We start from the raw sequence: 22,005 nt of genomic DNA on the forward strand, positions 1-22,005 counted from the left end.
CAATACGAAATGGGTCGATGCGGTTGTCCCACCCGTCACGGTGAGACGGACGTGGGCGTCGGGCTAAAGGCCGGTCACTGCCTTTGCGCGGTTTGCGATGTCGGGAAGCTCAAAGCTGCACGGACGCGCGGCGGATCTCCCGTTTTCCGTCGCTCGTTCTCACGCCGAGCGCATAGAGTCCCGAGGTCTTGCCGTTGTAACGAATCTCGAACGGGAAATCGGAAGGTCGTGCAATCTCGCCGAGCCACTTGGCCAGCGCGCTTTCGTCTTCGCCGATCTCGATCCAGTCGAGACCTTCGCCGCGTACGCTTCCAGTTCCCGGTTCCACGGGCAGACTCGCGGTATGCGGAGCGTTACCGGGCTTGAAGTACAAATTTGGCTTGCCAATAGGCCACGCTGTCATCGCGCTGGGCGTTTGCAGCGCAAAGCCGCGATTGCCGTTCATCATCTGGCGCCCGGCATCCTTGCCGGTCGTGCTTTCATCGATCACTGTTCCGTGATGCCGGGCGAACGCTTTCAGTTCATCGAGCGAATCGGTCCGCAGGCACCAGCCGACGAAACAGTCGCCATTTCGTGTCTGTTGCTCGAAAAACCTTGGCAGAGGTTGATCGCGCTGGAGAACGGTGTGATCGACGATTCCTTCCACTTCGATATAGATATCCGGCGCGAGCGGTACGACTTTATGGCCGATGCCGTAGAGTGGAAAGAAGCCGCCGTCGTAGTTGCCGAAGCCGGTTTCACGGCTGAGCCGGAACGTGGCTTCATAGACGTTGAGCGCTGCAAGGCAGACATGGTCGAAGTGGATCATTGCGTCATTCCTGATGAAGTAATACGTACTCGTTATGTGACTGCTCAATCGGTCGAGGTCAGTCCGAAGTTCTCTTGCCGGTGCGCGTCGCCAGCGGTGCCGTCGTAACGTGGCAGCAAGAGGAAAGTGAAGGCGGCGCCAGCTGCGAGCGCAGCGCACAGCACGAGCGCCGGTTGATAGCTGCCGAGACGATCCGCGAGCCAGCCGATGCCAAGCGGGCCCACACCGGCCGCGATGCACAACGAGCCGTACTGCCATGCATAAGCGCGCGGAAACATGCGCAGCCCGAAGTAGCGAGTGCACATATAAGCGACCAGATCGATCTCTCCGCCGAATGCCCAGCCGACCGTGAAGGCATAGAGCGGTGCAAACGCGAGGCCGCCCAGTTTGAGCGACAGCACGCCGCCCATCCCGACGAGGCACGAGAACGCCATGAGGCGCGGCGCATGCACGTGGTCGGAGAGCCAACCGACGATCAGGCGCACGCAGATCGTGCCCACGCCGATCAGGCTCATATACTTCGCCGCCGAGGTCGGTGTCGCACCGAGTTCGCGAAGCATCGGCGCCATATGCTGCGCGCTGCCTGCAACGAATAGCGTCGACAACGTGAAGGCCACGAACATGAGCCAAAAAGTCCGGCTTCGCTTGACCGCGGCAAACTCCTTCGCCAGCGCTTTCGGATCGGCGACTTCGGGATTGTTTGAAGCGCCCGAGATGTCTTGCTGATTGTCCCGAAGGATCAGGAGCGAGACGGGTGCACCAATAGCCGCGATCGCCGCGAGCATCAGATAACCGGCATGCCAGCCGGATCGGGCGATCGTCATGGCGATGATCGGCGGCAAAATGGCTCCGCACAGTCCCAGCCCGACTTGTGTCAGACCCAGCGCGAATCCCCGACTGCGGTCGAACCAGCCGCTGATTACCCGTGTGAACGTGAGGCCGCTTGTGCCGCCGCCGAAGAAACCGGCCAGGCCCACGAGCACGATATACGCGATGGGCGTGGAGATGAACGCCGCCATCCCTGCGAAGCACGCAGCCAGAGCGAGGGCGCTGCCTGCTGCGGTGCGGGCGGCGCCGAAACGCGAAAGCAGCCGTCCCCACATTTGCAGGCCAATGGCGAGTCCGAGCGTGAATGCCAGATAGCCCGCGCCGTATTGCGTCTTCGTCAGGCCGACCGCACTTTGCAGGTCTTTGGCGAACAGGCCGAGATTGTAGGAGCCCAGGCCGATTACGCCAATTCCAAGGCCGACGGTCGAGCCGATCAACTGCGCCCATCCGCGTCTGAATTCGCCTGGTGTGTTCGTTGAAACATTCATGGAAGCAATCGCCAATTATCGGTTGATCAATAGAAGTTCGGCACGACGCGTAAATGTGCGCAGCGTCGAGCGTTCAGCAAGGCAGACAGCTCAAGATGGAACAGAACTCACGATTCCACTTGAACCAGAGGACACCGGTGTATCTCCACTTGTTATGTAGCTTATTGATGCCAAAAAAATTGATAAACGGGGCTTCAAGGCAACGCAGCATTGCATTCGCTGCCATGCAGAGAGGGTGAAGCGGCGCCGAAGCGGGCCCGCCAATGCCGGCAGAATAGGGACGTGAAGAGGAAAGACGGAGTCGCGGCGGCAACTCAAGCATTGCCCACTCACCCATTCTTTGAAAAACTGTTCCGAAAACGCACGGCAGCGTCGCCGACTATACGAAGGTCTATAAAAATCCACCTCGGTCGTGATCCGGCAATCCCCACGGATAGCTTTTTACGCAGCGTCATCCGGCCTATCCTCCTTTACACGACGACCGCTGCGGCAGGGCGGTTCACCCACATCGGAGGAAACAAGCCGGCCATGACCACCTCGCTTTCTCACGCGGCACCCATCGTTCAGATTGGCACGAGCGCGCCGGACTTCACCTTGCAGGCCACGCCGGATCAGAAAATCTCGCTCTCCGAATTGCGCGGCACGCCGGTAGTCATCGCGTTTTATCCGGCGGACTGGAGTCCAGTTTGCGGCGATGAACTCGGTCTCTTCAACGCCGCGCTATCGTCGATCCATCGGCTGGGTGCGCAGCTCGTCGGCATCTCCGTGGATAGCGCGTGGTCGCACGCGGCGTTCGCATCGCAACGCAAGCTGCACTTTCCGCTGCTCGCCGACTTCGAGCCGAAAGGCGAAGTGGCGCGACGCTACGGCGTGTATCGCGTGGCCGAAGGCGTCGCCGAGCGCGCGTTGTTCGTGCTCGATGCCAACGGCGTGGTGCGCTGGGCCTACGTTTCTCCGATCACCGTGAATCCGGGCGTCGATGGAATTCTCGACGCGCTCGAGCAATTGAACTCATCCACGAAACAGGACGCGCAATGAGCCATCTCTCTCCGCCGGTCGGCCCGCTCGATCACATTCAGGGCGACGCTGAAGCACCCGTGACGCTCGTCGAATACGGCGATTTCGAATGCCCCTATTGCGGCGCCGAGTACGGCGTAATCAAGGCCGTGCAGGCGGCCATGGGCGCGCAATTGCGGTTCGTCTTCCGGCATTTTCCGTTGACCGACATGCACGCGCATGCGCTTCATGCGGCCGAGTTCGCGGAAGCCGCGGCGAGCATCGGCAAGTTCTGGGAAGCGCACGACGTGCTGTATGAGCATCAGGCGTCGCTTGGCGATCGCGCGCTCGCGCAATACGCGGCGCAACTCGGCGTGCCCGCGCACGCGCTTTCGAATGCGTTCGATGGCGCCTTCGACGCGCGCATCCAGCAAGACTTCGATGGCGGCTTGCGAAGCGGCGTGAATGGCACGCCGACGTTGTTCATCAACGGGCATCGCTATGACGGCGAGCGCGATGCGGCGAGCTTGCTCGAAGCGTTGCGGGCGGTGCTCGATCGCGTGCAATAACCCAAGCACGAGCGCCTCAAGTCTCCAGGGGCGCTGCCTCGCGTGAGTTCTCGTCAGTCAGCGGCTTGCGTTTCAACCCGCTGCATTCGTACGCGGCGGCTAGTCCAACCGCCGCCGCAGCCCGTCGCCCGCTAGCGGCATGTCGCGCAGCCTCTTCCCCGTGGCGTCGAAGAGCGCGTTGCCGAGCGCGCCCGCGGTCGGTCCCATCGACGCTTCCGCTGCACCGAGAAACGGCGCGCCCGGTCTATCGATCAGATGCACGTTGACCGCGCGGGGCACGGCGGAAAATCGCAGGATCGGGTAACTGCTCCAGTCGAAGCTGCGGATGCGCTTCGTGTCGAACTGCAATTCCTCGTACAGCGTCCAGCTCGCCGACTGCAGCACGCCGCCCTCGATCTGATTGCGAATACCGTCGGGATTCACGATCTGCCCGGAATCCACCGCGACCTCGGCATGTTCCAGCACCACCTGACCGGTTTCGGGGACCACGGACACCTCGACCGCTATCGCCACATAAGCCATCAGATTCTTGTATTTGGCGAATGCGAAGCCGACGCCGTGATTGCGCTGGCGCGGCGCACGCGGCCAGCCGAACTTCTCCGCCGCAAGCGCGATGACATCGCGGGCGCGCGGGTCGTGCATATGCTTCAGCCGGAACGCGACGGGGTCCGCGTTCGCGGCCGCCGCCAGTTCGTCCATAAACATCTCGATGGTGAACACGTTCATATGCGCGCCGAGCGAACGCATGGCTGACGTATGCAGCGGCATCGTCGGCGAGAAGTTGTTCATCACGTGAAGATTGGGGAACGTGTAGAGCGGAATGGCGTTGCGGTCGCCGCCGCCTTCAGGCTGCACCATCGGCGTCGAAGGCGCGGGCGCGAACGGATGTTCCAGCATCTGCGCCGGAATCAACCGGCCCGCGTTCACAATCCGCTCGTTATGCGAGCTGCTCCAAAGCGCATAATTCCAGTCGACGATATTCCCGCCAGCGTCGAGCGACGCGCTCACTTCAGTGACCATCGCGGGCGTGTAGTGGTCCCACGTGTGCTCCTGTTCGCGCATCCATTGCACGCGCACGGGCTGGCCTTCCAGTTCCCGTGCGATGAGCGCGGCGTGCGCGGCGACATCGTCCGCGCCGTTGTGACCGTAGCAGCCCGATCCTTCGACATGGATGCAACGTACCTTTTCCTTCGGCATGGACAGCATCTCGGCGAGGCCGTCGCGTAACGGATACACGCCTTGCGAATGCGTCCATACAGTCATCGCGCCGTGCTCGAACATAGCGACGGCGCAGGATGGTCCGATCGAGCCGTGCATCATGTAACGGCGCGTGTAGCGAGCGTCGAGCGTCTTTGCCGGCGTGCCAGCCGCGCCGTGTGTATCGGCGATCTCGATATGCTGCGTCGAGATCGTCTTCAAATCGCGATGCACGGTGGCCGGATCGGGTAAGGCGCGCCCCGCGCTCCACTGGCTTTCCGCGGCGAGCGCGCGTTGCGCCTGCACCGATTGCCATTCGCCTTTGGCCACCACGGCAAGCATGCTGCCGTTTCTGATGACCTTGATGACGCCCGGCATCTTCATGATGGCGGGCGTGTCGGTTTCCATGAGCCGCGCCTCGTACACGGGCGGCATCGCCACGCGGGCGTGGACCATGCCGGGCATCGTCATGTCCTGAACATAGCTCACGCCGCCCGTGACCTTGCGCGGAATATCCACGCGCGGCAACGACGTGCCGATCATGTCGAAGCTCGCGGGATTCTTGAGCGGCGAGACCGCCGACGCCACGCGATGCAGATCGATCATGCCGACCGCTTCGCCGTACGTCATGCTTCGTCCGTCTGGCGCTTCGATGACCGCATCGTGCGTGCGGAGCACATTGCTGGCGACGCCGAAATGACGAGCGGCCGCATCGACGAGAAGCCCGCGCACTTGTGCCGATGCGTTCAGCAACGCGCTGCCGCTATCGGCAATGGTGTGACTGCCCGCGGTGAGGCCTTCGTCCGGCGAGGCGCCCGTATCGGCGGTGAGGAAGTCGATGAGCGCGGGCGCCATGTCCAATTCCTCGGCGGCGATCTGCAGGAGCGCGGTGCGCACGCCCGTGCCTAGCTCGACCTTGCCGGTGTAGACGGTGACCTTGCCCGTGCGATCGATCTTGATCCACGAATCGAGATACGGATTGGTCTTGAGGCTGCCCGCCAAGGCCTGCGTCGCCCGGCCGATGTGCACTTCGGCGCCTTCGTCGGCAATCACTTCCTGAGCCGTGGCGCTCACGCCGGGAAGCATGCTGAAGCTCACGACGAGCGCGCCGGACATGAGAAAGCGTCGTCGTTTCTCGTCGATCCTGTCTTCCGCGACGCTCATTGCGCGCCTCCGTTCGGTGCGCTCAGATGCGCGACTTCGCGGATCGCGGCGAGAATCCGCATGTGCGTGCCGCACCGGCAAAGGTTCGGCTCCATGTGTTCGAGCAGTTCGCTCTCGGTCGGATGCGGATTGCGGTCGATGAGCGCCTGCGCGCGCATGATCATGCCGGCGATGCAGTAGCCGCACTGCGCGGCCTGATGATCGATGAACGCTTTTTGCAGCGCGCCGGGATGCTGGATCGTGCCGAGACTCTCGATGGTCCGCACAGGCCGCTTGCCGATGGCCGCGACAGGAATCAGGCATGAGAACACGGCTTCGCCATCCACGATCACGGTGCAAGCGCCGCATTGCCCGAGGCCGCAGCCGAACTTCGCGCCATGCAGTTGCAGGTTCTCGCGCAGGGCATAGAGCAGCGGTGTCGAAGGATCGATGTCGAGCGCGTGCTGCGCGCCGTTGACGGTGAGGTTGATCATCGCGCGTGATTCTCCTTTCTGATGCTGGCCGCCATGGCGTCGATGCCGGTCCACGGATCGCGTTGCGAGTACGTCGCCCGAATGTAGGACGCGAGATCGGCGATCTGCCGGTCGTCGTAGATCTGGCCGAAGCCGGGCATGTAGTTCGTGCTGTCTTCGCCATGCCAGCCGTTGCCGCTCAACATCATCTGGATTGCGTTGCGCGGCGTCGCGGCATTGACGGCGCTGCTGAACGCGAGCGTGGGGCGCTCGCCGATAGACTGCATCGGCGCGGCCGGGCCGTGGCATTGCGCGCACGATGCGGCGAAGAGCGTCGCGCCACGTCGTATCGCGGGCGATGTGCCTTCCGGCGCGACGCCATTGGCGATGGCGGGCCGTGCTTTCTGTATCGACATGAGATACGCGGCGATTGCCTGCACGTCTTCTTCGGGCACGGTTGCGAGATCGCGCGTGACGGGCAGCATGGGGCCGGCGGCCGCGCCGTGTTCGCTCGCGCGACCGGTACGCAGATACGTCACGAGTTGCTCGCGCGTCCACGGCTTCGGTGCTGCATACAGTGCGTTGAGCGCGGGCGCTTCCCAGCCGTCGACGATGCCGCCATCGAACGCATGCCCGGCCTTTTCTCCGCCGATCGGATTGAGCGGCGAATGACACGATGCACAGTGACCGAGGCCATCCACGAGCAGCTTGCCGCGATTCCATTCGGCATCTTTGGATGCATCCGGGTGCTCCCGGCCCGGCCGCAAGAAGAGCACGTTCCAGAAGGCGAGCAAGGGCCGGAAGTTCAACGGAAAGATGAGCCGATTGGCGGGCGCGCTTGCTTTCACGGGTTCGCGCGTCATCAGGTAGGCATAGGCTGCCGCGATATCGCTGTCAGGCATACGCGTGAAGTGGATATACGGAAACGCGGGATACAGCAAGTGCCCGTCGCGCGCGATTCCATGGCGCAACGCGCGCGTGAAGGCTTCGAGCGACCAGTCGCCGATGCCTGTCGCAACGTCCGGCGTGATGTTGGTCGCGTAGATCGTGCCGAAGGGCGTGGCGAGCGGCAGGCCGCCCGCGAACGGCTTGCCGCCCTTGGCCGTGTGACACACGATGCAGTCGCCCAACGCGACGACGCGCGCGCCCGCGAGCCGCGTGTTTGCGTCGAACGATGCCGGCGCGGGTGGCGTGACCGGTGCGATGGCCGGTTGCCACATCAGCCATGCGGCGATCATCAGCGCGGCGGCGACCACCACGCTTACGCCCGCCAGCAATCGGGACTTGCGAGTCATTCACGCACCTTTGGAAGTGGTCATGCAACTACCGGTCAAAGTATCGGCCGCCCGCGAAAATGTCCTGAAGCGGCGCTGAAATCTTGTTAAGGCAAACGAGCTTTCATTAAGCGTGACGAGCCGCATGTCCCCGTCCAATGGCGAGATAGTGCGTGAGCGCGATCAACGGAAACGCCGTTGCCACCGTTGCCACCAGCGGCCAGCCGCCATGCTCGTAAAGCGGACTCGCCAGCGCCGATCCGACCGCGCCGCCCACGAAGATGCTCGTCATGTAAAGCGCGTTGAGACGATTGCGGCTCGCCGCGTGCAGCGCATAGATCTCGCGCTGGCCGAGCACCATGTTCATCTGCACGCCGAAGTCGAGCACGATGCCTGTCGCCACCAATCCGATCACGCCCCACGCCGGATGAATCAACGCCGGCGCGTATGCCAGCGCGCCCACCACCAGCGCGATGAGCGTCGCGCGCACCGTGTGGCCCGCATCCGCGAGCCGTCCCGCTACCGGTGCCGACGTCGCGCCTATAGCGCCGACCAGCGCGAAGATGCCGATCTGCGTTTGCGACAGTCCGAAGTGACGCGTCAACTCGACGGGAATCGCGGTCCAGAAAAGGCTGAACGAAGCGAACATCAGCGCCTGATAAAACGAACGATGCCGCAAGACCGGCATCGTGCGAATCAAGTGTCCAAGCGAGCCGATGAGTTCGAAATACGTGGCCTTGTGATCCGGCTGGCGACGCGGAATGGTCAACGCGAGCACGCTCGTGACGACCGCCATCAACACGGCCGCGCAGCCGAATACCGCGCGCCAGCCGAAGTGACCGGCGACCACGCTCGATATGGGGCGCGACAGCAAAATGCCGAGCAAGAGTCCGCTCATGATGGTGCCGACCACCTTGCCGCGCGACTCGTCGGGCGCGAAATGCGCGGCAAGCGGAATCAGAATCTGCACGGCAACCGAACTGAAGCCGACCAGGAGCGAGACGCCGAGAAACAAGCCCGCCTGATGCGTGAACGCCGCGGCGGCAAGGCTCGCGATCGACACCAGCGCGGTGATAATCATCAACTTGCGGTTTTCCAGCAGGTCGCCGAGCGGTACGAGAAAGAACAGGCCGATTGCGTAACCGATCTGCGTGAGCGACACGATCATGCTCGCCGCGCCGCCCGACATATGGATGTCCGGTGCAATTAGCTCGGTGATCGGCTGCGCATAGTAAAGATTCGCGACGATAGCGCCGCAACAGAACGCGAACAACGCAATGAGGCCGCGTGTCAGCTTGACGGGGTTGCTACTGCCCGTCGTGGTGGATGCCTGGGTCGACATGACGACTCCTCGAATCAAAAAGAAGAAAGCGGCGCGCTCAATGCCCGACGTTCATCAGGCGGTTGCCGAGCGAAATTCCTAGATCGGTCATGCGCCGGCCGAGTTGCAATTGCTGATGCTCCCAGCGTCGCAAAGCGGTATCGATGGTCTCGCCGCCACCCGCCGCCGCCGACAACGCCAGCGCCAGCGCCAGCGCATGTGCATTGGCCGCCGCCTTGGCGGTGCTGCCCGCCGTATGCGGCCGTGGCACGGATGCAGCATCGCCCAGCAGCAGCGCACGGCCGAACACCATTTGCGGCGAGCGCAGATCGACGATCGGCTGCATGAACGGATCGTCCGTGGATTCGACGAGTGCGCGGAAAGTCGGGCCAAGCATGGTCCGCGCTTCGTCGCGCAACTGAACGATGTCGGCGTTCTTGGTCAAACCCGGCGGCAGCGAAAACGCGCGCTTCTCGCCATGACGATCGACGAGCAGTTCACCGAGCCGTTCGGCGCCGTACTTGCGATACCAGACCCAGTTCCAGCGACGCTCGCCTGGCACGGTCGAATCGTCATCGCCGGGAATGAGGTATGAAAGCCCCGAGTGCCCGTCGCCGTCCTGAAACGCGAAGCGGTCGCGCAGCATGTTCGCGGCGAAGATCGGCAGGTCGGGTTCCTCGACAAGTCCGCGCCACGCCACGTAACCCGCATAGACCGGCACGATCTCGGGCAAAAGCCGCCGCCTGAGTGTCGAGCGGATACCGTCCGCGCCGATCAGCAGATCGGCCTCGACGCTGCGGCCGCTTTCGAAGCGCGCGACGACGCGCTCGCCGTCCTGATCGAAATCGACGAAGGTCTCGCCCGCATGAAGCGCCTGCGCGGGCAAGGCGTTTTTCATCGCGCGATAGAGCAGGCTCCACGACGTCTGCATCTGCGGCATGTGGAACTGTTCGAGCACGCGGTCTTCGCGATCCAGATAGATGCGATCGCCCGAATTCACGCCCGGCGGATTCGGCACCGCGACGCCCGCAAATGCGAGCGCTTCCAGCACATCCGGCTGCAACACGACTCCGCCGCCCCGGCTTTCGAGCTGGTTCGGCGAAGTTTCGAAAACATCGGCATGCCAGCCTGCCGCGCGCAGGGCGTTGGCCGTGAGTAAGCCGCCAAGCGATCCGCCGATGACGACGGCACGCGGTTTATCGAACGCGTTCATGCTGCTTTCCTTTGCGCCGCTAAACGCCGCGCGGTGATGAACCCTTCTGGAGCCGATGCACGCAGCTTATGCGTTGCGTCGCGATTGTTGAATATGGATAGAATGCAAGTTCGCGTTGCGTCGGGCGCAACGAAATTCGGATTGAGGGCGAACATGGACAAGCTCCTCGCGGTCATGACGCTGCTGGAAGTCGCGGACGCTGGCGGCTTCTCGAAGGCAGCGCAACGTCTGGGCGTAGCCACGTCATCGGTCACGCGTCTCATGGATTCGCTCGAAGACTCGCTTGGCGCCGCGCTGCTCACGCGCACGCCGCGCAAAGTCAGCCTCACGGATGCCGGAATCGCGTATGTCGAGCAGGTTTCGAAAGTGCTCGACGACCTCGCCGAAGCCGACGAAAGCGTATTCGACAGCGGCGCGGCGCCCGTGGGCACGCTTAGGATCTCGGCGCCGTCCACGTACAGCCGCCTGTGCCTCGCACCGCATCTTGCGACGTTCCTCGCGGAGCATCCGCGCGTGTTTCTCGATGTCGTCATCGCCGATCACTTCACGGACCTCGCGCTCGATCGAATCGATGTTGCGATCCGCATCGGCCGCGCCGACCGCGACGCCAATCTCATCGTCAAAAAGCTCGCGGACAATCCGCGCCATGTCGTGGCAAGCCACGCGTATCTCGCCCGCAACGGCACGCCGCAGACACCGCAGGACCTCGACGCGCACGAGTGCCTGCGCTTCGCGTACGGCGGCGGCTATCGCACGCGCCAGGTCTGGACCTTCCGGCGCGATGGCGACGAACAGCGTGTCGATGTGCGCGGTCATCTGCTGTCGAATAATCTCGACATCCTTCTCGAAAGCGTCGTGTCCGGACGAGGCATTGCGTTGCTGCCCGAATGGCAAGTCGCGCCCGACATTCGCGCGGGCCGCGTGGTGCGTCTCTTCGAACAGTTCGACGCCAGTCCTCACTCGGGCGATGCCGTGGTCTACGCCGCGTATCTGTCCAATCGCCGGCAATCCAGCAAGGTGCGCGCGCTCGTGCAGTTTCTCGAAACGCGTCTGCGCGCTTCGGGCGAAGACCGAGGCTCTTGAACTGAGTGCAGTGTAGGAACGCCGCGCGGCTAAAGTCCTGCAAAAAACGTGAAATGTTCTGAGGCGGCGCGTGGGCGCGGGAAAGACGCTTGAACGACATGCTTCGCCGCGCATCGGATTAAGAAGTTTTAAGGACCGTCGCGCTTAGTTGGCGCTTAGTTGGCGCGTGGTTCGGGCGTGGTGCGTTGAGACTGCCTGGCATCTCGCGTATTCACCGTCGTTCACGGTTCTTGGCGCCAATCCGCATCGCAGCGCTTAAGGCTTTTTTAGAACCCGCCAAAGCCTTTAAAGATTCGTTTCGCTACCCTCTGACAAAGAACGCGGACTGCGAACGGTCCTCGACGTCATGCGAATGCAGCGCGTCGTGACGGACCGCTCGCCATGTCTCGACACACAGGAGCGGGCATGAAGCTGACGATTGCAGGCGTGGCGATTCCCGATACCGCGATGGCTCAGGCCGCCACGAATCTGATCAGCGCCACGCAATCCGTCCTGATGTTTCATCACGCGCTTCGCTCGTTCCTGTTCGGCGCACTGACCGGCCACCGCGAGAACAGGCCCTTCGATGCCGAACTGCTCTACCTCGGTGCGTTGTTTCACGATGTCGGGCTGAACACGCGCTTCCAGCACTCGCCGAACCGTTTCGAAGTGGACAGCGCCGATGCCGCGCGCGACTTCATGCGTCAGCACGGCGTGGCCGAGCGTCAGATCGAAGAGGTGTGGCTCGGCATCGCGCTGCATACGACGCCCGGCATTCCGGAACATCTTTCGACGCTGGTCGCGCTCATTGCCGCCGGCGTGCAGATGGACGTGACGGGCGCGCGTTACGACCAGTTCAGCGAGCCTGAGCGCGATGAGATCGTGCAGGCGTATCCGCGGGAAACCGGCTTCAAGAAGAAGTTGATCGAAGCGTATGCGCGCGGCATGGAGCATCGGCCGGATACGACCTTCGGCACGGTGAACGCCGACGTGCTCGATCGCTGGGACCCGAATTACCGGCGACTGAATTTCTGCGGGCTGGTGTTGGGATCGGACTGGCCGAACTGAAATCGAAGGCTTTTGCACATGGCCGAAGGAGAGATGAATTGAGCACCGAGGCATTCATCGACGGGACGCGCAAGGCGTCGTCTGGCTCCGGCATCGCCGTGCATTTCGATCAGCTCTGGTTCGATCAGCTCGTACTCGAAGCGCTGCTCGTGGATGGCGAGATCGTGCGGCATCGCGCGAGAACGCAAGACGGCGCGCGGTCCTGGCTCGTCGCGGCGCCTGCTGGTCCTTCTTCCGATGCCGTGTTGCGGCGTCTCAGGCAAGAGTTTGCGCCGGCCGGGAAGCTCGATTCCGCGTGGGCCGTGCGGCCGCTCGCGCTCTTGAGGCTCGAACGCGGGCCGGTGCTCGTCTATGAAGACCAGGGTGGCGCGCCGATTCTTCCACGCGCCGATGGCACGATTGCACTCGGCCGCTTTCTGCGCATTGCCGTGGGCGCGGCGCAGTCGCTCGCGCTCGCGCACGAACGCGGCGTTCTGCACGGCGACATCAAGCCTTCGAATCTGCTGGAAGGCGCCGATGGCACGATGCGCTTGCTCGGCTTTCGCGCTTCGACGAGCGAAGCTGCTGAGTTTATCGACCACGCCGATACCTTGAGCGGCACACTGGCGTATATGTCGCCGGAGCAGGCGAGACGCGCGGAAGAACAGGCCGACGAGCGCAGCGATCTCTATTCTCTCGGCGTGACCCTGTACGAGCTATTGACCGGCCACTTGCCGTTCGAAGCGGCGGATGCGGTTGAATGGATCTTCAATCACGTCGCGCGGCAACCCGCCGATCCGCGCCGCTACCGCGCGTCATTGCCCGATGTGCTGGGTTCAATCGTACTCAAGTTGCTTGCCAAGAGTCCTGCGGAACGCTATCAAAGTGCGTCGAGTCTCGAAGCCGATCTGCGGCACTGTCTTGCCGACTGGAACGAGATGCAGCATATCGTCCCGTTCGAACCGGCCGCGAAAGACAACGTCAAGAATCTCGCCTTTACGCATCGTCTATTCGGACGTGTGCATGAATATCAGGCGCTGCGGGACGCCTTCGATCGTAACGCGCGACAGGGCGCCGCCGAACTCATCCTCGTGTCCGGCTATTCGGGCGCGGGCAAGTCGGAGCTCGTGCGCAGCGTGCATCGCGCGACCGCGCAGAGTGCCGCGCTCTTCGCCTCCGGCAAGCTCGAACAGTACGGTCAGAACGCGCCTTATGCGCCGTTGATGCAGGCCATCCGTTCGCTCTTTCAGCGCATTCTCGGTGAGAGCGACAGCGAACTCGACCGCTGGCGCGCCGTGCTTTGCGAGGCGGTCGGTTTGCAGGGAAAACTCATCGTGAACTTCATTCCCGAGCTGGAACTCGTGCTCGGCGAGCCGCCCGACGTAGCGGAGTTGCCGCCCGTGGAAGCGCAGTTGCGCTTTCAGGCGTTGATCTCGCGGCTCTTGTCCGTGTTCGCGACAGAAGCGCATCCGCTGATTCTCTTCTTCGACGACGTTCACTGGTTCGACGAGGCCACGCTGAACTTTATCGCTGCTTTCGTGGCGCATGCCGATATGCGTCATGTGCTCCTGATCTGCGCGTATCGCGATAACGAAGTGGATCGCTCGCCACGGTTCAAGGCGTTCCTCGATTCGTTGCCCGATGCCGGCGCGCGCGTGAGTTCGCTGGCTGTCGGGCCGCTCGATCCGGCGAATGTCGTGGCCTTGCTCGCCGACGCACTTCATTCCGATGCCGCGCATGTCTTTCCGCTCGCGGCGGTGGTGCACGAAAAAACCGGCGGCAACCCGTTCTTCATCAAGCAACTGCTGCTCGTGCTGGCGGAACATCGGATGATCGTCTACGACGGCGAGGCGCGTCGCTGGACGTGGGACCTGGAACGTATCGGCGAGTACGAATCGTCGGATAACGTCGTCGATCTGATGGTGACGCGGCTTTCGCGCCTGCCGCCAGCGGCGCAGGCGGTGCTCAGGCTGCTCGCGTTCATGGGACGACGGCTCGACCGTTCGACACTCATGCTGATCGATCCCGGCGATGGCGTCGAGTCGGCGCGGCGTCTGCAACCCGCGCTCGAAGCAGGGCTCGTCGTATCCGACCGCACGGGCTTTGCCTTCGCTCACGACCGCGTGCAAGAGGCGGCGTATGCGTTGACGCCCGAACACGAGCGCGGTGTCGAACACGCCCGCATCGCGCGCATTTTGCTGCGAGACTTCAATGCGCGGACGCTGCAATCGGCGTTCGACGTGGCGCACCATATCGAACGCGCTCAGGCGGCGGGCGCGCTTCTCGAACTCGATGCAGACGAGACCGACGTGTTCGCCACGGTCTGTTTGCAAGCGGCGCGTCAGGCGAAAGAAGCGATCGCTATCCGTTCCGCGCTGAATTATCTGGACGTCGTGCAGGCGCTGCTGCACGCGAACGGCGCGGCGCAGGCCCACGCCGCAAGTTATGAAATGGGCGTGTTGCGCGTGCAGTGTCACATCCTGAACGCCGATTTCGACGCTGCCGGTAAAGAGATCGCCACGCTCTTGCGCGAGGACCTGTCTGTCGTCGCGCGCGCGTCGGTCTACAAGCTCAAGGTCGACATGCAGCAGCATCTGTCGGACTATGAAGCCGCCGTCGAAACCGCGCTCGAAGGCGTTCGGCTGTTCGGCACGGTTCTGCCGCGCTTTCCGCAAGCCGCCGATGTCGAAGCCGCGTATGGCAAGCTCAACGCGTCGCTTGCATCGCGAAGCATCGCCTCGCTCGCGAACCTGCCGACGTTGCGCGACGAGAAGATCGAGTCCGAGATGAACCTGCTCGCGAGCGTCTACGCGCCCGCATCGTTCGTCGATGAACGGCTCGGTTTTCTGCATCTGTGCCACATGGTGCAGATGACCATCGACCACGGCATCACGGCAGCATCGGCGCACTGTCTGTCGTGGTTCGGCGTTTATGTCGCCGAGTTCTTCGGGCGCTACGAGGAAGGCTTCGAGTTCTCGCGGCTGGCGCGCACGCTGGTCGAATCGCGCGGCTTCAACACGGTCGCCACGAGCACGCTGGTGGCGCTCGATACGGTCGCCGTCTGGACCCAGCCGCTGCCCTACGTGCTGGCCTGCGCGCGCGATGCGTTCGAATCCGCCAGGCCGAGCGGCGACCTCACGATGAGTTGTTACGCATGCAATCACATCGTCTCCGATCTGCTGACGATGGGCGCACCGCTCGAACAGGTCGATCGCGAAATCGACCTGGGTTTGTCGTTCGCGCGACGCGTGAGATTCCGGGATGTCGAGGACATCCTGGAACTGCAAAAGCGATACGTACACAGCCTGACGGGCGGGCCGGGACTGCCGGGCAATTTCGGCTCGGTGGTGGACGGACGCATGACCTTCGACGCCGATCTGCTCGACACGCAGATGACGACGCTGCGTTTCTGGATCTGGCTGCTAAAGGGCATGTCCTGCTACTTTCATGGCGATTACCGCAACGCGTCGTATTGCCTCGCTGAAGCCGGCGAGCTGACGTGGGCGACGCCCGCGCACGTGCATCAACTGGACTATCACTTCTATTCGGCGCTCAATCTCGCGCAAATGTACGAAGCGGACGAAGCCATTGCGCGCATCGAACCGCATCTCGCGAAGCTTACGGTCTGGGCGAAACTCAATCCGGCGACGTTTCTCGACAAGCTGTTGCTGGTCGAAGCCGAAATCGCTCGTCTGCTCGCCAAGCCGCTCGAAGCGCTGGCGCGTTATGAGGAAGCGGCAGCCGCAGCGTCCGAAAGCGGCTTCAGTCATATCGATGCACTCGCGCATCGGCTGGCGTGCGCGTGCTGCGAAGCGAACGGGCTCTTTACGGCCGCGCGGGAACATCGGCGGCGCGCGATCGACGGTTATGCGCGCTGGGGCGCGCATGCGCTCGTCGGCCGACTCGAACGCGATGCGGGTTCGGCACGCGCGACGGCCGTGCGTCAAGCGCTGCCCGAGGTTCCGGTGGCGTCCCGTCCATCGGTCGAAATCGAGGATGCGCAGCATCGCTTCGATTTGCTGTCGGCGCTGAAGTCGTCGCAGGCGCTCTCCGAGGAGATCGTGCTCGACAAGCTGATCCGCACGCTCGTCACGCTCGCTATCGTTCACGCCGGCGCGCGCAGCGGCATCCTGATTCTCATGCAAGGCAACGTGCCCGTGGCCGAAGCGCGCGGCCAGGAGACGCCCGAGGGCGTACAGGTTCAGCTGGCCGGCGAAGCGCCTGTGCGCGAGGATTTGCCCGCATCGGTCCTGTACACGGCGCTGCGCACGCGCAAGCCCGTGGTGGTGGAAGACGCGCAGCACGATCCGCGTTTTTCCTTCGATGCAGCCTTGTCCAGCAGGCCGGTTCGTTCCGTATGCTGTCTGCCGCTCGTGAAGCAAGGGCATGCCGTCGGCGCGCTTTACCTCGAAAACGATCTGACGACGGGCGTGTTCACGGAGAGCCGCACGTCGGTGCTCGAATTGCTCGCGTCGCAGGCGGCCATATCGCTCGAAACGGCGCGTCTTTATGCCGAGTTGCTCGAAGAAAACAAGCGTCGCAAGGAAACGGAAGCGGCCTTGCGCATGAGCGAGGAAGCGCTCGCGCTCGGGCAGCGGATAGGCCGCTCGGGAAGCTATATCTGGAACACGCTGACGGGCGAGCGCTATTGGTCGAAAGAACTCTACAACGTGTTTTGCTTGCCGATGGAAGCGAGCGGTCCCGCGACACGCGCGATCATGGAGCGCATTCATCCCGAGGACGTCGCGTTTTATCGGGAGATGGTCGAGCGTGCCGCGCACAAGCGCGTGCCCTTCCGGCAGAAGTTTCGCGTGGTCGCGCCGGACGGCGCCATCAAGCATCTCGAAGTGCTGGGCGAACCGTCCGGCGTGAGCAGCTTCGTCGGCGTGGTCACCGACCTGACCGAACGGCACGTGACCGAACTCGCCTTGCAGAACGCGAAGAGCGAACTGGCGAAGGCATCGCGCGCATCGACGATGGGCGAACTCGCCGCTTCGATCGCGCACGAGATCAATCAGCCGCTCGCTTCCATCGTGTCGAACGCGAGTGCGTCCGTGCGCTGGCTCAACCGGCCCGAGCCGGATCTGGCCGAGGCATCGAGCGGCCTGCGCGAGATCGTCAAGGACGGCAAGCGGGCGGGCGATATCATCCGCGCATTGCAGACGCTTGCGAAGGAAACCAAGCCTATTTTCGCGCCGGTCTATATCGATTACGTCGTGCGCGAAGTGTTCGAACTGGCGGCGGCGGAAATAGAACAACGCGGAGTCCTCATGCGGCTCGATCTGGCTGCGCGTTGTTCGGTAACGGCTGATCGCGTGCAACTGCAACAGGTGCTGTTCAATCTCGTCATAAACGCCGCCGATGCCATGAGCCATCTCGATGCGCGTCAGCGCCTGCTCGCCGTCACGTCCTGCATCGACGACAGGGGCACCGTGATCGTGTCCGTGCAGGACAACGGCGATGGCATTCGCGAAGACATTGCCGAGCGCATCTTCGACGCGTTCTTCACCACGAAGGACACCGGCATGGGCATGGGGCTCGCCATTTGCAGGTCGATCATCGAGGCGCATGGCGGGACGCTCACCGCGGGACCGGCGTATCCGCGTGGGACGGTGTTCGTCTTCACGCTGTCGTCGGTCGCTTGAAGTCGTTGCGTGAAGCTATCGTGCAAATCCACAAAAGCCGGGCGATAACCAAGCGTGCCGTGCCACGAATCGCGAATACTCCCTTCACGCATGACACACCGGCACGGGCCGGTCAATCAATCGAGAAGGAGTAGCGGACATGGCTTACATCACGACCAAGGACGGCACGGAAATCTATTACAAGGACTGGGGCACGGGCCCGGCGATCACGTTTTCTCACGGCTGGCCGCTCGATGCCGACGCGTGGGACGCGCAGATGATGTTCCTCGCCGAACGCGGTTATCGCGTGATCGCGCATGACCGTCGCGGCCACGGCCGTTCATCGCAACCGTGGAACGGCAACGAGATGAACACTTATGCCGACGATCTTGCCGAGCTGATCGAAGCGCTGGATCTGCAAGACATCATGATGGTCGGCCATTCGACCGGCGGCGGAGAAGTGGTGCGCTATATCGCGCGTCATGGCGCAAAGCGCGTGTCGAAGGTCGTGCTGGTCTCGGCCGTGCCGCCGATCATGCTCAAGACCGAAGCGAACCCGGGAGGCCTGCCGCTATCCGTGTTCGACGACATTCGCAAAGGCGTGCACGATAACCGCGCGCAATTCTTCAAGGACCTCGCGATGCCGTTCTACGGCTTCAACAAGCCCGGCGCGAAAGTGTCGCAAGGCACGATCGATTCGTTCTGGCTGCTCGGCATGCTGGGTTCGATCAAAGGCATGTACGACTGCATCAAGGCGTTCTCGGAGACGGACTTCACCGAAGACCTGAAGCAGGTCACGGTGCCCGCGCTCGTGCTGCAAGGCGACGCCGATCAGATCGTTCCGCTCGACGATTCCGGCAAGCTCTCGTCGAAGCTCATGCCGAACGCGAAGCTGAAGATTTACGAAGGCGCGCCGCATGGCATGTGCACCACGCACGCGGATCGCGTCAACGCGGACCTGCTGGAGTTCATCCAGTCGTAAGCGGCGTGGCGGTCAGCGCAGGCTTGTGCAAGCGCCTGGAAAGCGGCCAGCGGGCGGGTCGCGCAGGCAGCGGCGGCGTCTCGTGGACCACGGGCGCCGCCGCTGTCAACGCCGCGCGCAGCCGCTTCTCGATCGCTGCGTCTGCCGTTCCCGCCGGCAGCTTCGCGATGGCATCGACGGCGAGCGCGGCGCGCATGCGGCACTCGTCGAAAAGATGCGCGACGCTTAGTGCGCCGACGAGATGCGACGCCAGTTCGATACCCACGCGGACATCGCCGTCCACGGACATCGCCCAGTCGAGCGCGACGCGCGCATCGTCCAGCGTGTGCTGGAAGGCGGCCGGATGGTCGTCGAGGCCGCAGGCTGTGGCCGCGATCTGTCGTGCAACATGACGCGCATTGCGGCGGATGATCTCGCGCAATTCGCCGTTGGCGCGCAGCTTTTCCAGCGCATAGGCGCGCGTCGATTCCGACAGACGATAGCGCGCGGTGGCGCGCTCGAATTCGACGCTCACGAGCGACTTCGCGACCAGTTCGGTGATGCCGCCGATGGCGTCCGCTGTCGTGTGCTCTTCGTCGCAGACTGCCGCGCACATCGACTCGAAAGAGAACCTGCCGCTAAAAAGCGCGAGCCGCCAGAACACGGATTGCGTGTCGCGGTCCAGCAGCGCGAAGCTCCAGTCGAAAGTGGCGCGCAAGGTTTGATGACGCGGCAGCGCGGTGCGGTAACCGCCCGCGAGAATCGCCATGCGGTCGTCCAGCCTGCGGCAGACGCCTTCCACGCCGAGCGCGGCGACGCGCGCGGCGGCCAGTTCGATGGCAAGCGGGAGGCCGTCCAGACGCCGGCAGATTTCACCGACGAGCCGGATCTCCGCGCTGTCGGTCGCCACGCTTTCCTGCAACGAATCGGCGCGCAGGATGAAGAGGCTCACGGCGGAGCATCGGAGAATATCGGCGTCCGCGGCATCGGCGGGAGGCACGTCGAGCGGCTCCACTCGGAAGATGCTCTCTGCCATCACGCGCAACGGCTCACGGCTCGTCACCAGCACGCGCAGCTTTTCGTTGCCGGCGACGAGTGCATCGACGATCTGCGCCACGGCGCCGACCACATGTTCGGCGTTATCGAGCAGCAGGAGTTTCGACTGGCCGGCGAGTGTCGCGGCCACGCGCGCTACATCGATATGCGTATCGGGCAAGGCAATGCCGCAACTCTCCGCGATGGCGCACAGCACGCCCTCGCGCGTCGTCAACGCGGCGAGTTCGACGAAGCACACCGGTTCTGGAAAGTCTTCGGCACTGTGACGGGCCGCCTCGATAGCGAGCCGCGTCTTGCCGATGCCGCCCGCGCCCGTCACCGTCAACACGTGCGAGTTGCGCAGCATGGCGCGGATCGTGGCGATTTCCGTATCGCGTCCGAGCAACGCAGATTTTTGCGGCGGAAGACGGCGGCCGCAAGCGGGCTTGAGCCGCGCTTCATCGGATGGCGTGCTCGGCTTGCGTTGCAGGAGTTGATAGCCACGGCCGGGCACGGTGAGAATCAGGTCGCGGTCCGCGCCGAGCACCTTGCGCAACGCCGAGAGATGAACGTGAATATTGTTTTCCTCGACGACGGTGTCGGGCCATACGGCGTTCATCACCTCGTCCTTCGAGACGAGACGGCCGCCAGCCGCCGCGACCACGGCGAGGATATCGAAAGCGCGCGAGCCGAGACGCACGAGTTCGCCGTTTCGCCATAAGGCGCGCATCTCCAGATCGATCTGAAATCCGCCTATTTGCATCGTGACGTTTCCAGGTTGGGGAAAGGGAGCGAGACGGGAGGGAGAAGCTAAGGTCGGCGCGGGATAAGAAAGTGGCGTGCGCAGCCTCGGCACGATCAAGTTAGCGCAGCGCCGTTCATGCGTATTGCACGTAAGTGCGATGCTTTGTATGAAAGTCTATGGATGTGACGACGCGAGGTATCGACTGAAGAAAGGCTGTGTCAATTACCCGCTTGCCTGCGCCAGTTTCCGGGCGGCGTGCCGACCAGTTGCGAGAACGTGCGGCTGAAGTGGCTTTGATCGGAGAAGCCGCATGCAATGGCGATCTCCGCAAGCGACCACGTCGATTTGCTAAGCAGCATGCGCGCATGTTCGATGCGTTGCTCCAGCACCCATTGATGCGGCGTGCGCTGCGTGGTCTCGCGAAACGCGCGGATGAAGTAGCTGCGCGACAAGTTGCATGCACTCGCGATGGCTTCGAGCGATACGTTGTCATCGGTTTTGGCGAGCAGCATCTCCTTGGCGCGCGCTTCCTGAATACTCGAAAGACGCGGCCCCGGCTTGAGCGCTTTCGCGGTCGCGTCGCCGTATCGATCCACGAGATGCGTGCCGATGGTGACGCCGAGTTGTTCGAGGAAAAGCGCACTGGTCTCGGACGAACGATCCAGCGTCAGCGCGAGCACCTGCGCGAGCTGGCCGAAGATGGCGTCCTCGCGTCCGGGCGGCGCCGAGAAGCCGGAAATGGTCGTGCCGTTTCGCTCATAGCCCGTGTTCACGATGAACGACCGCGAAAATTCCATCAGCACGAAGTCGAACGCGCCATGCAGATCGGCGCGGTAGTTGTCCTCGAAATTGCGGATATAGACCGAGTCCTTCCTGAACTCGTGCAGCGCCGAACGGCTACCCGTGATGATGCGCCGGCGATGTCCCGCCGCGAGCGAGACACCGATGAGAAAGCCGCGATCGGACGCGGGCGTGACGACTTCGCTCGTCTTTTCCTCGCGCCTGCATTTGCGATAGAACGTGAAGTCGCCCGCGCGCAGTTCGAGGTCCTTGTGCAGCTGCGTCGAAAGACAGCCGAGCGAGTCTTTCTGACGCGGCGCCGTGGTGCTGGAAATATCTGTCTGGTTGAACATGGTCCGTCACCCTTGCTCGTCACGCTGCACTCACGCATGCGGCGTTTGCGTTGCCATAATCAAGCGATGGTCATAACCGGCGGAATCC

General features: G+C 63.1%; 16 protein-coding genes. 6 read left to right on the top strand and 10 right to left on the bottom strand.

Annotated features, from left to right (window positions below; genetic code table 11):
• Nucleotides 1–109: 109 nt before the first annotated feature.
• Together P9250_RS04180 and P9250_RS04185 are read right to left on the bottom strand one after the other, a co-directional pair.
• Nucleotides 110–808, bottom strand: a complete 699-nt coding sequence (locus tag P9250_RS04180) for a VOC family protein (protein ID WP_310391265.1) — start codon at nt 806–808, stop codon at nt 110–112.
• Nucleotides 809–852: 44 nt separating this feature from the next.
• A complete protein-coding gene (locus P9250_RS04185; RefSeq protein ID WP_310391267.1) occupies nt 853–2,124 on the bottom strand; it encodes an MFS transporter in 1,272 nt (423 codons plus the stop codon).
• Between the two features lie 528 nt (nt 2,125–2,652).
• On the opposite strand from P9250_RS04185, the gene P9250_RS04190 reads away from it, so the two are divergent.
• Both P9250_RS04190 and P9250_RS04195 read left to right on the top strand, forming a co-directional pair.
• Entirely contained in the window at nt 2,653–3,162 is a 510-nt protein-coding gene (locus P9250_RS04190; protein ID WP_244831228.1) for a redoxin domain-containing protein, read from the top strand.
• Complete coding sequence (locus P9250_RS04195; protein ID WP_244831229.1) at nt 3,159–3,689, top strand: DsbA family protein; 531 nt, start codon at nt 3,159–3,161, stop codon at nt 3,687–3,689. The genes P9250_RS04190 and P9250_RS04195 overlap by 4 nt, the downstream gene beginning before the upstream one ends.
• Before the next feature lie 99 nt (nt 3,690–3,788).
• On the opposite strand, the gene P9250_RS04200 is transcribed toward P9250_RS04195, so the two are convergent.
• From P9250_RS04200 to P9250_RS04225, 6 genes are all read right to left on the bottom strand, one after another.
• On the bottom strand, nt 3,789–6,050 hold the full coding sequence (locus P9250_RS04200; protein ID WP_310391269.1) for a molybdopterin cofactor-binding domain-containing protein: 2,262 nt from the start codon (nt 6,048–6,050) through the stop codon (nt 3,789–3,791).
• Entirely contained in the window at nt 6,047–6,523 is a 477-nt protein-coding gene (locus P9250_RS04205; RefSeq protein WP_244831231.1) for a (2Fe-2S)-binding protein, read from the bottom strand. Before P9250_RS04205 ends, P9250_RS04200 begins: the two co-directional genes overlap by 4 nt.
• Entirely contained in the window at nt 6,520–7,740 is a 1,221-nt protein-coding gene (locus tag P9250_RS04210) for a c-type cytochrome (RefSeq protein ID WP_409014805.1), read from the bottom strand. Before P9250_RS04210 ends, P9250_RS04205 begins: the two co-directional genes overlap by 4 nt.
• A 163-nt stretch (nt 7,741–7,903) precedes the next feature.
• Entirely contained in the window at nt 7,904–9,118 is a 1,215-nt protein-coding gene (locus P9250_RS04215; protein ID WP_310391273.1) for an MFS transporter, read from the bottom strand.
• A 37-nt stretch (nt 9,119–9,155) separates the two neighbouring features.
• Nucleotides 9,156–10,310: an FAD binding domain-containing protein gene (locus P9250_RS04220; RefSeq protein ID WP_310391276.1), complete on the bottom strand. Its 1,155-nt coding sequence runs from the start codon at nt 10,308–10,310 to the stop codon at nt 9,156–9,158.
• Entirely contained in the window at nt 10,307–10,465 is a 159-nt protein-coding gene (locus P9250_RS04225; RefSeq protein WP_310391278.1) for a hypothetical protein, read from the bottom strand. The genes P9250_RS04220 and P9250_RS04225 overlap by 4 nt, the downstream gene beginning before the upstream one ends.
• Between P9250_RS04225 and P9250_RS04230 the strand changes: the two genes are divergently transcribed.
• The 4 genes from P9250_RS04230 to P9250_RS04245 all read left to right on the top strand — a co-directional run bounded on the left by P9250_RS04230 (nt 10,464) and on the right by P9250_RS04245 (nt 19,025).
• Entirely contained in the window at nt 10,464–11,393 is a 930-nt protein-coding gene (locus P9250_RS04230; protein ID WP_310391280.1) for a LysR family transcriptional regulator, read from the top strand. The two genes, P9250_RS04225 and P9250_RS04230, sit on opposite strands and share 2 nt — an antisense overlap.
• 405 nt (nt 11,394–11,798) lie before the next feature.
• Nucleotides 11,799–12,440 (top strand): HD domain-containing protein, encoded by a 642-nt coding sequence (locus P9250_RS04235; RefSeq protein ID WP_244831936.1) that lies wholly within the window; start codon nt 11,799–11,801, stop codon nt 12,438–12,440.
• A gap of 38 nt (nt 12,441–12,478) precedes the next feature.
• Nucleotides 12,479–18,064, top strand: a complete 5,586-nt coding sequence (locus P9250_RS04240) for an AAA family ATPase (RefSeq protein WP_310391283.1) — start codon at nt 12,479–12,481, stop codon at nt 18,062–18,064.
• Nucleotides 18,065–18,203: 139 nt separating this feature from the next.
• Nucleotides 18,204–19,025 (top strand): alpha/beta fold hydrolase, encoded by an 822-nt coding sequence (locus tag P9250_RS04245; RefSeq protein ID WP_244831237.1) that lies wholly within the window; start codon nt 18,204–18,206, stop codon nt 19,023–19,025.
• Here P9250_RS04245 and P9250_RS04250 read toward each other — a convergent pair.
• Complete coding sequence (locus tag P9250_RS04250) at nt 19,012–20,802, bottom strand: winged helix-turn-helix domain-containing protein (RefSeq protein ID WP_310391286.1); 1,791 nt, start codon at nt 20,800–20,802, stop codon at nt 19,012–19,014. The genes P9250_RS04245 and P9250_RS04250 overlap by 14 nt on opposite strands.
• Before the next feature lie 200 nt (nt 20,803–21,002).
• Nucleotides 21,003–21,917: an AraC family transcriptional regulator gene (locus P9250_RS04255; protein WP_310391288.1), complete on the bottom strand. Its 915-nt coding sequence runs from the start codon at nt 21,915–21,917 to the stop codon at nt 21,003–21,005.
• Between the last annotated feature and the right edge of the window lie 88 nt (nt 21,918–22,005).

It is taken from the genome of Caballeronia sp. LP006 (assembly GCF_031450995.1).
Classification (GTDB): Bacteria; Pseudomonadota; Gammaproteobacteria; order Burkholderiales; family Burkholderiaceae; genus Caballeronia.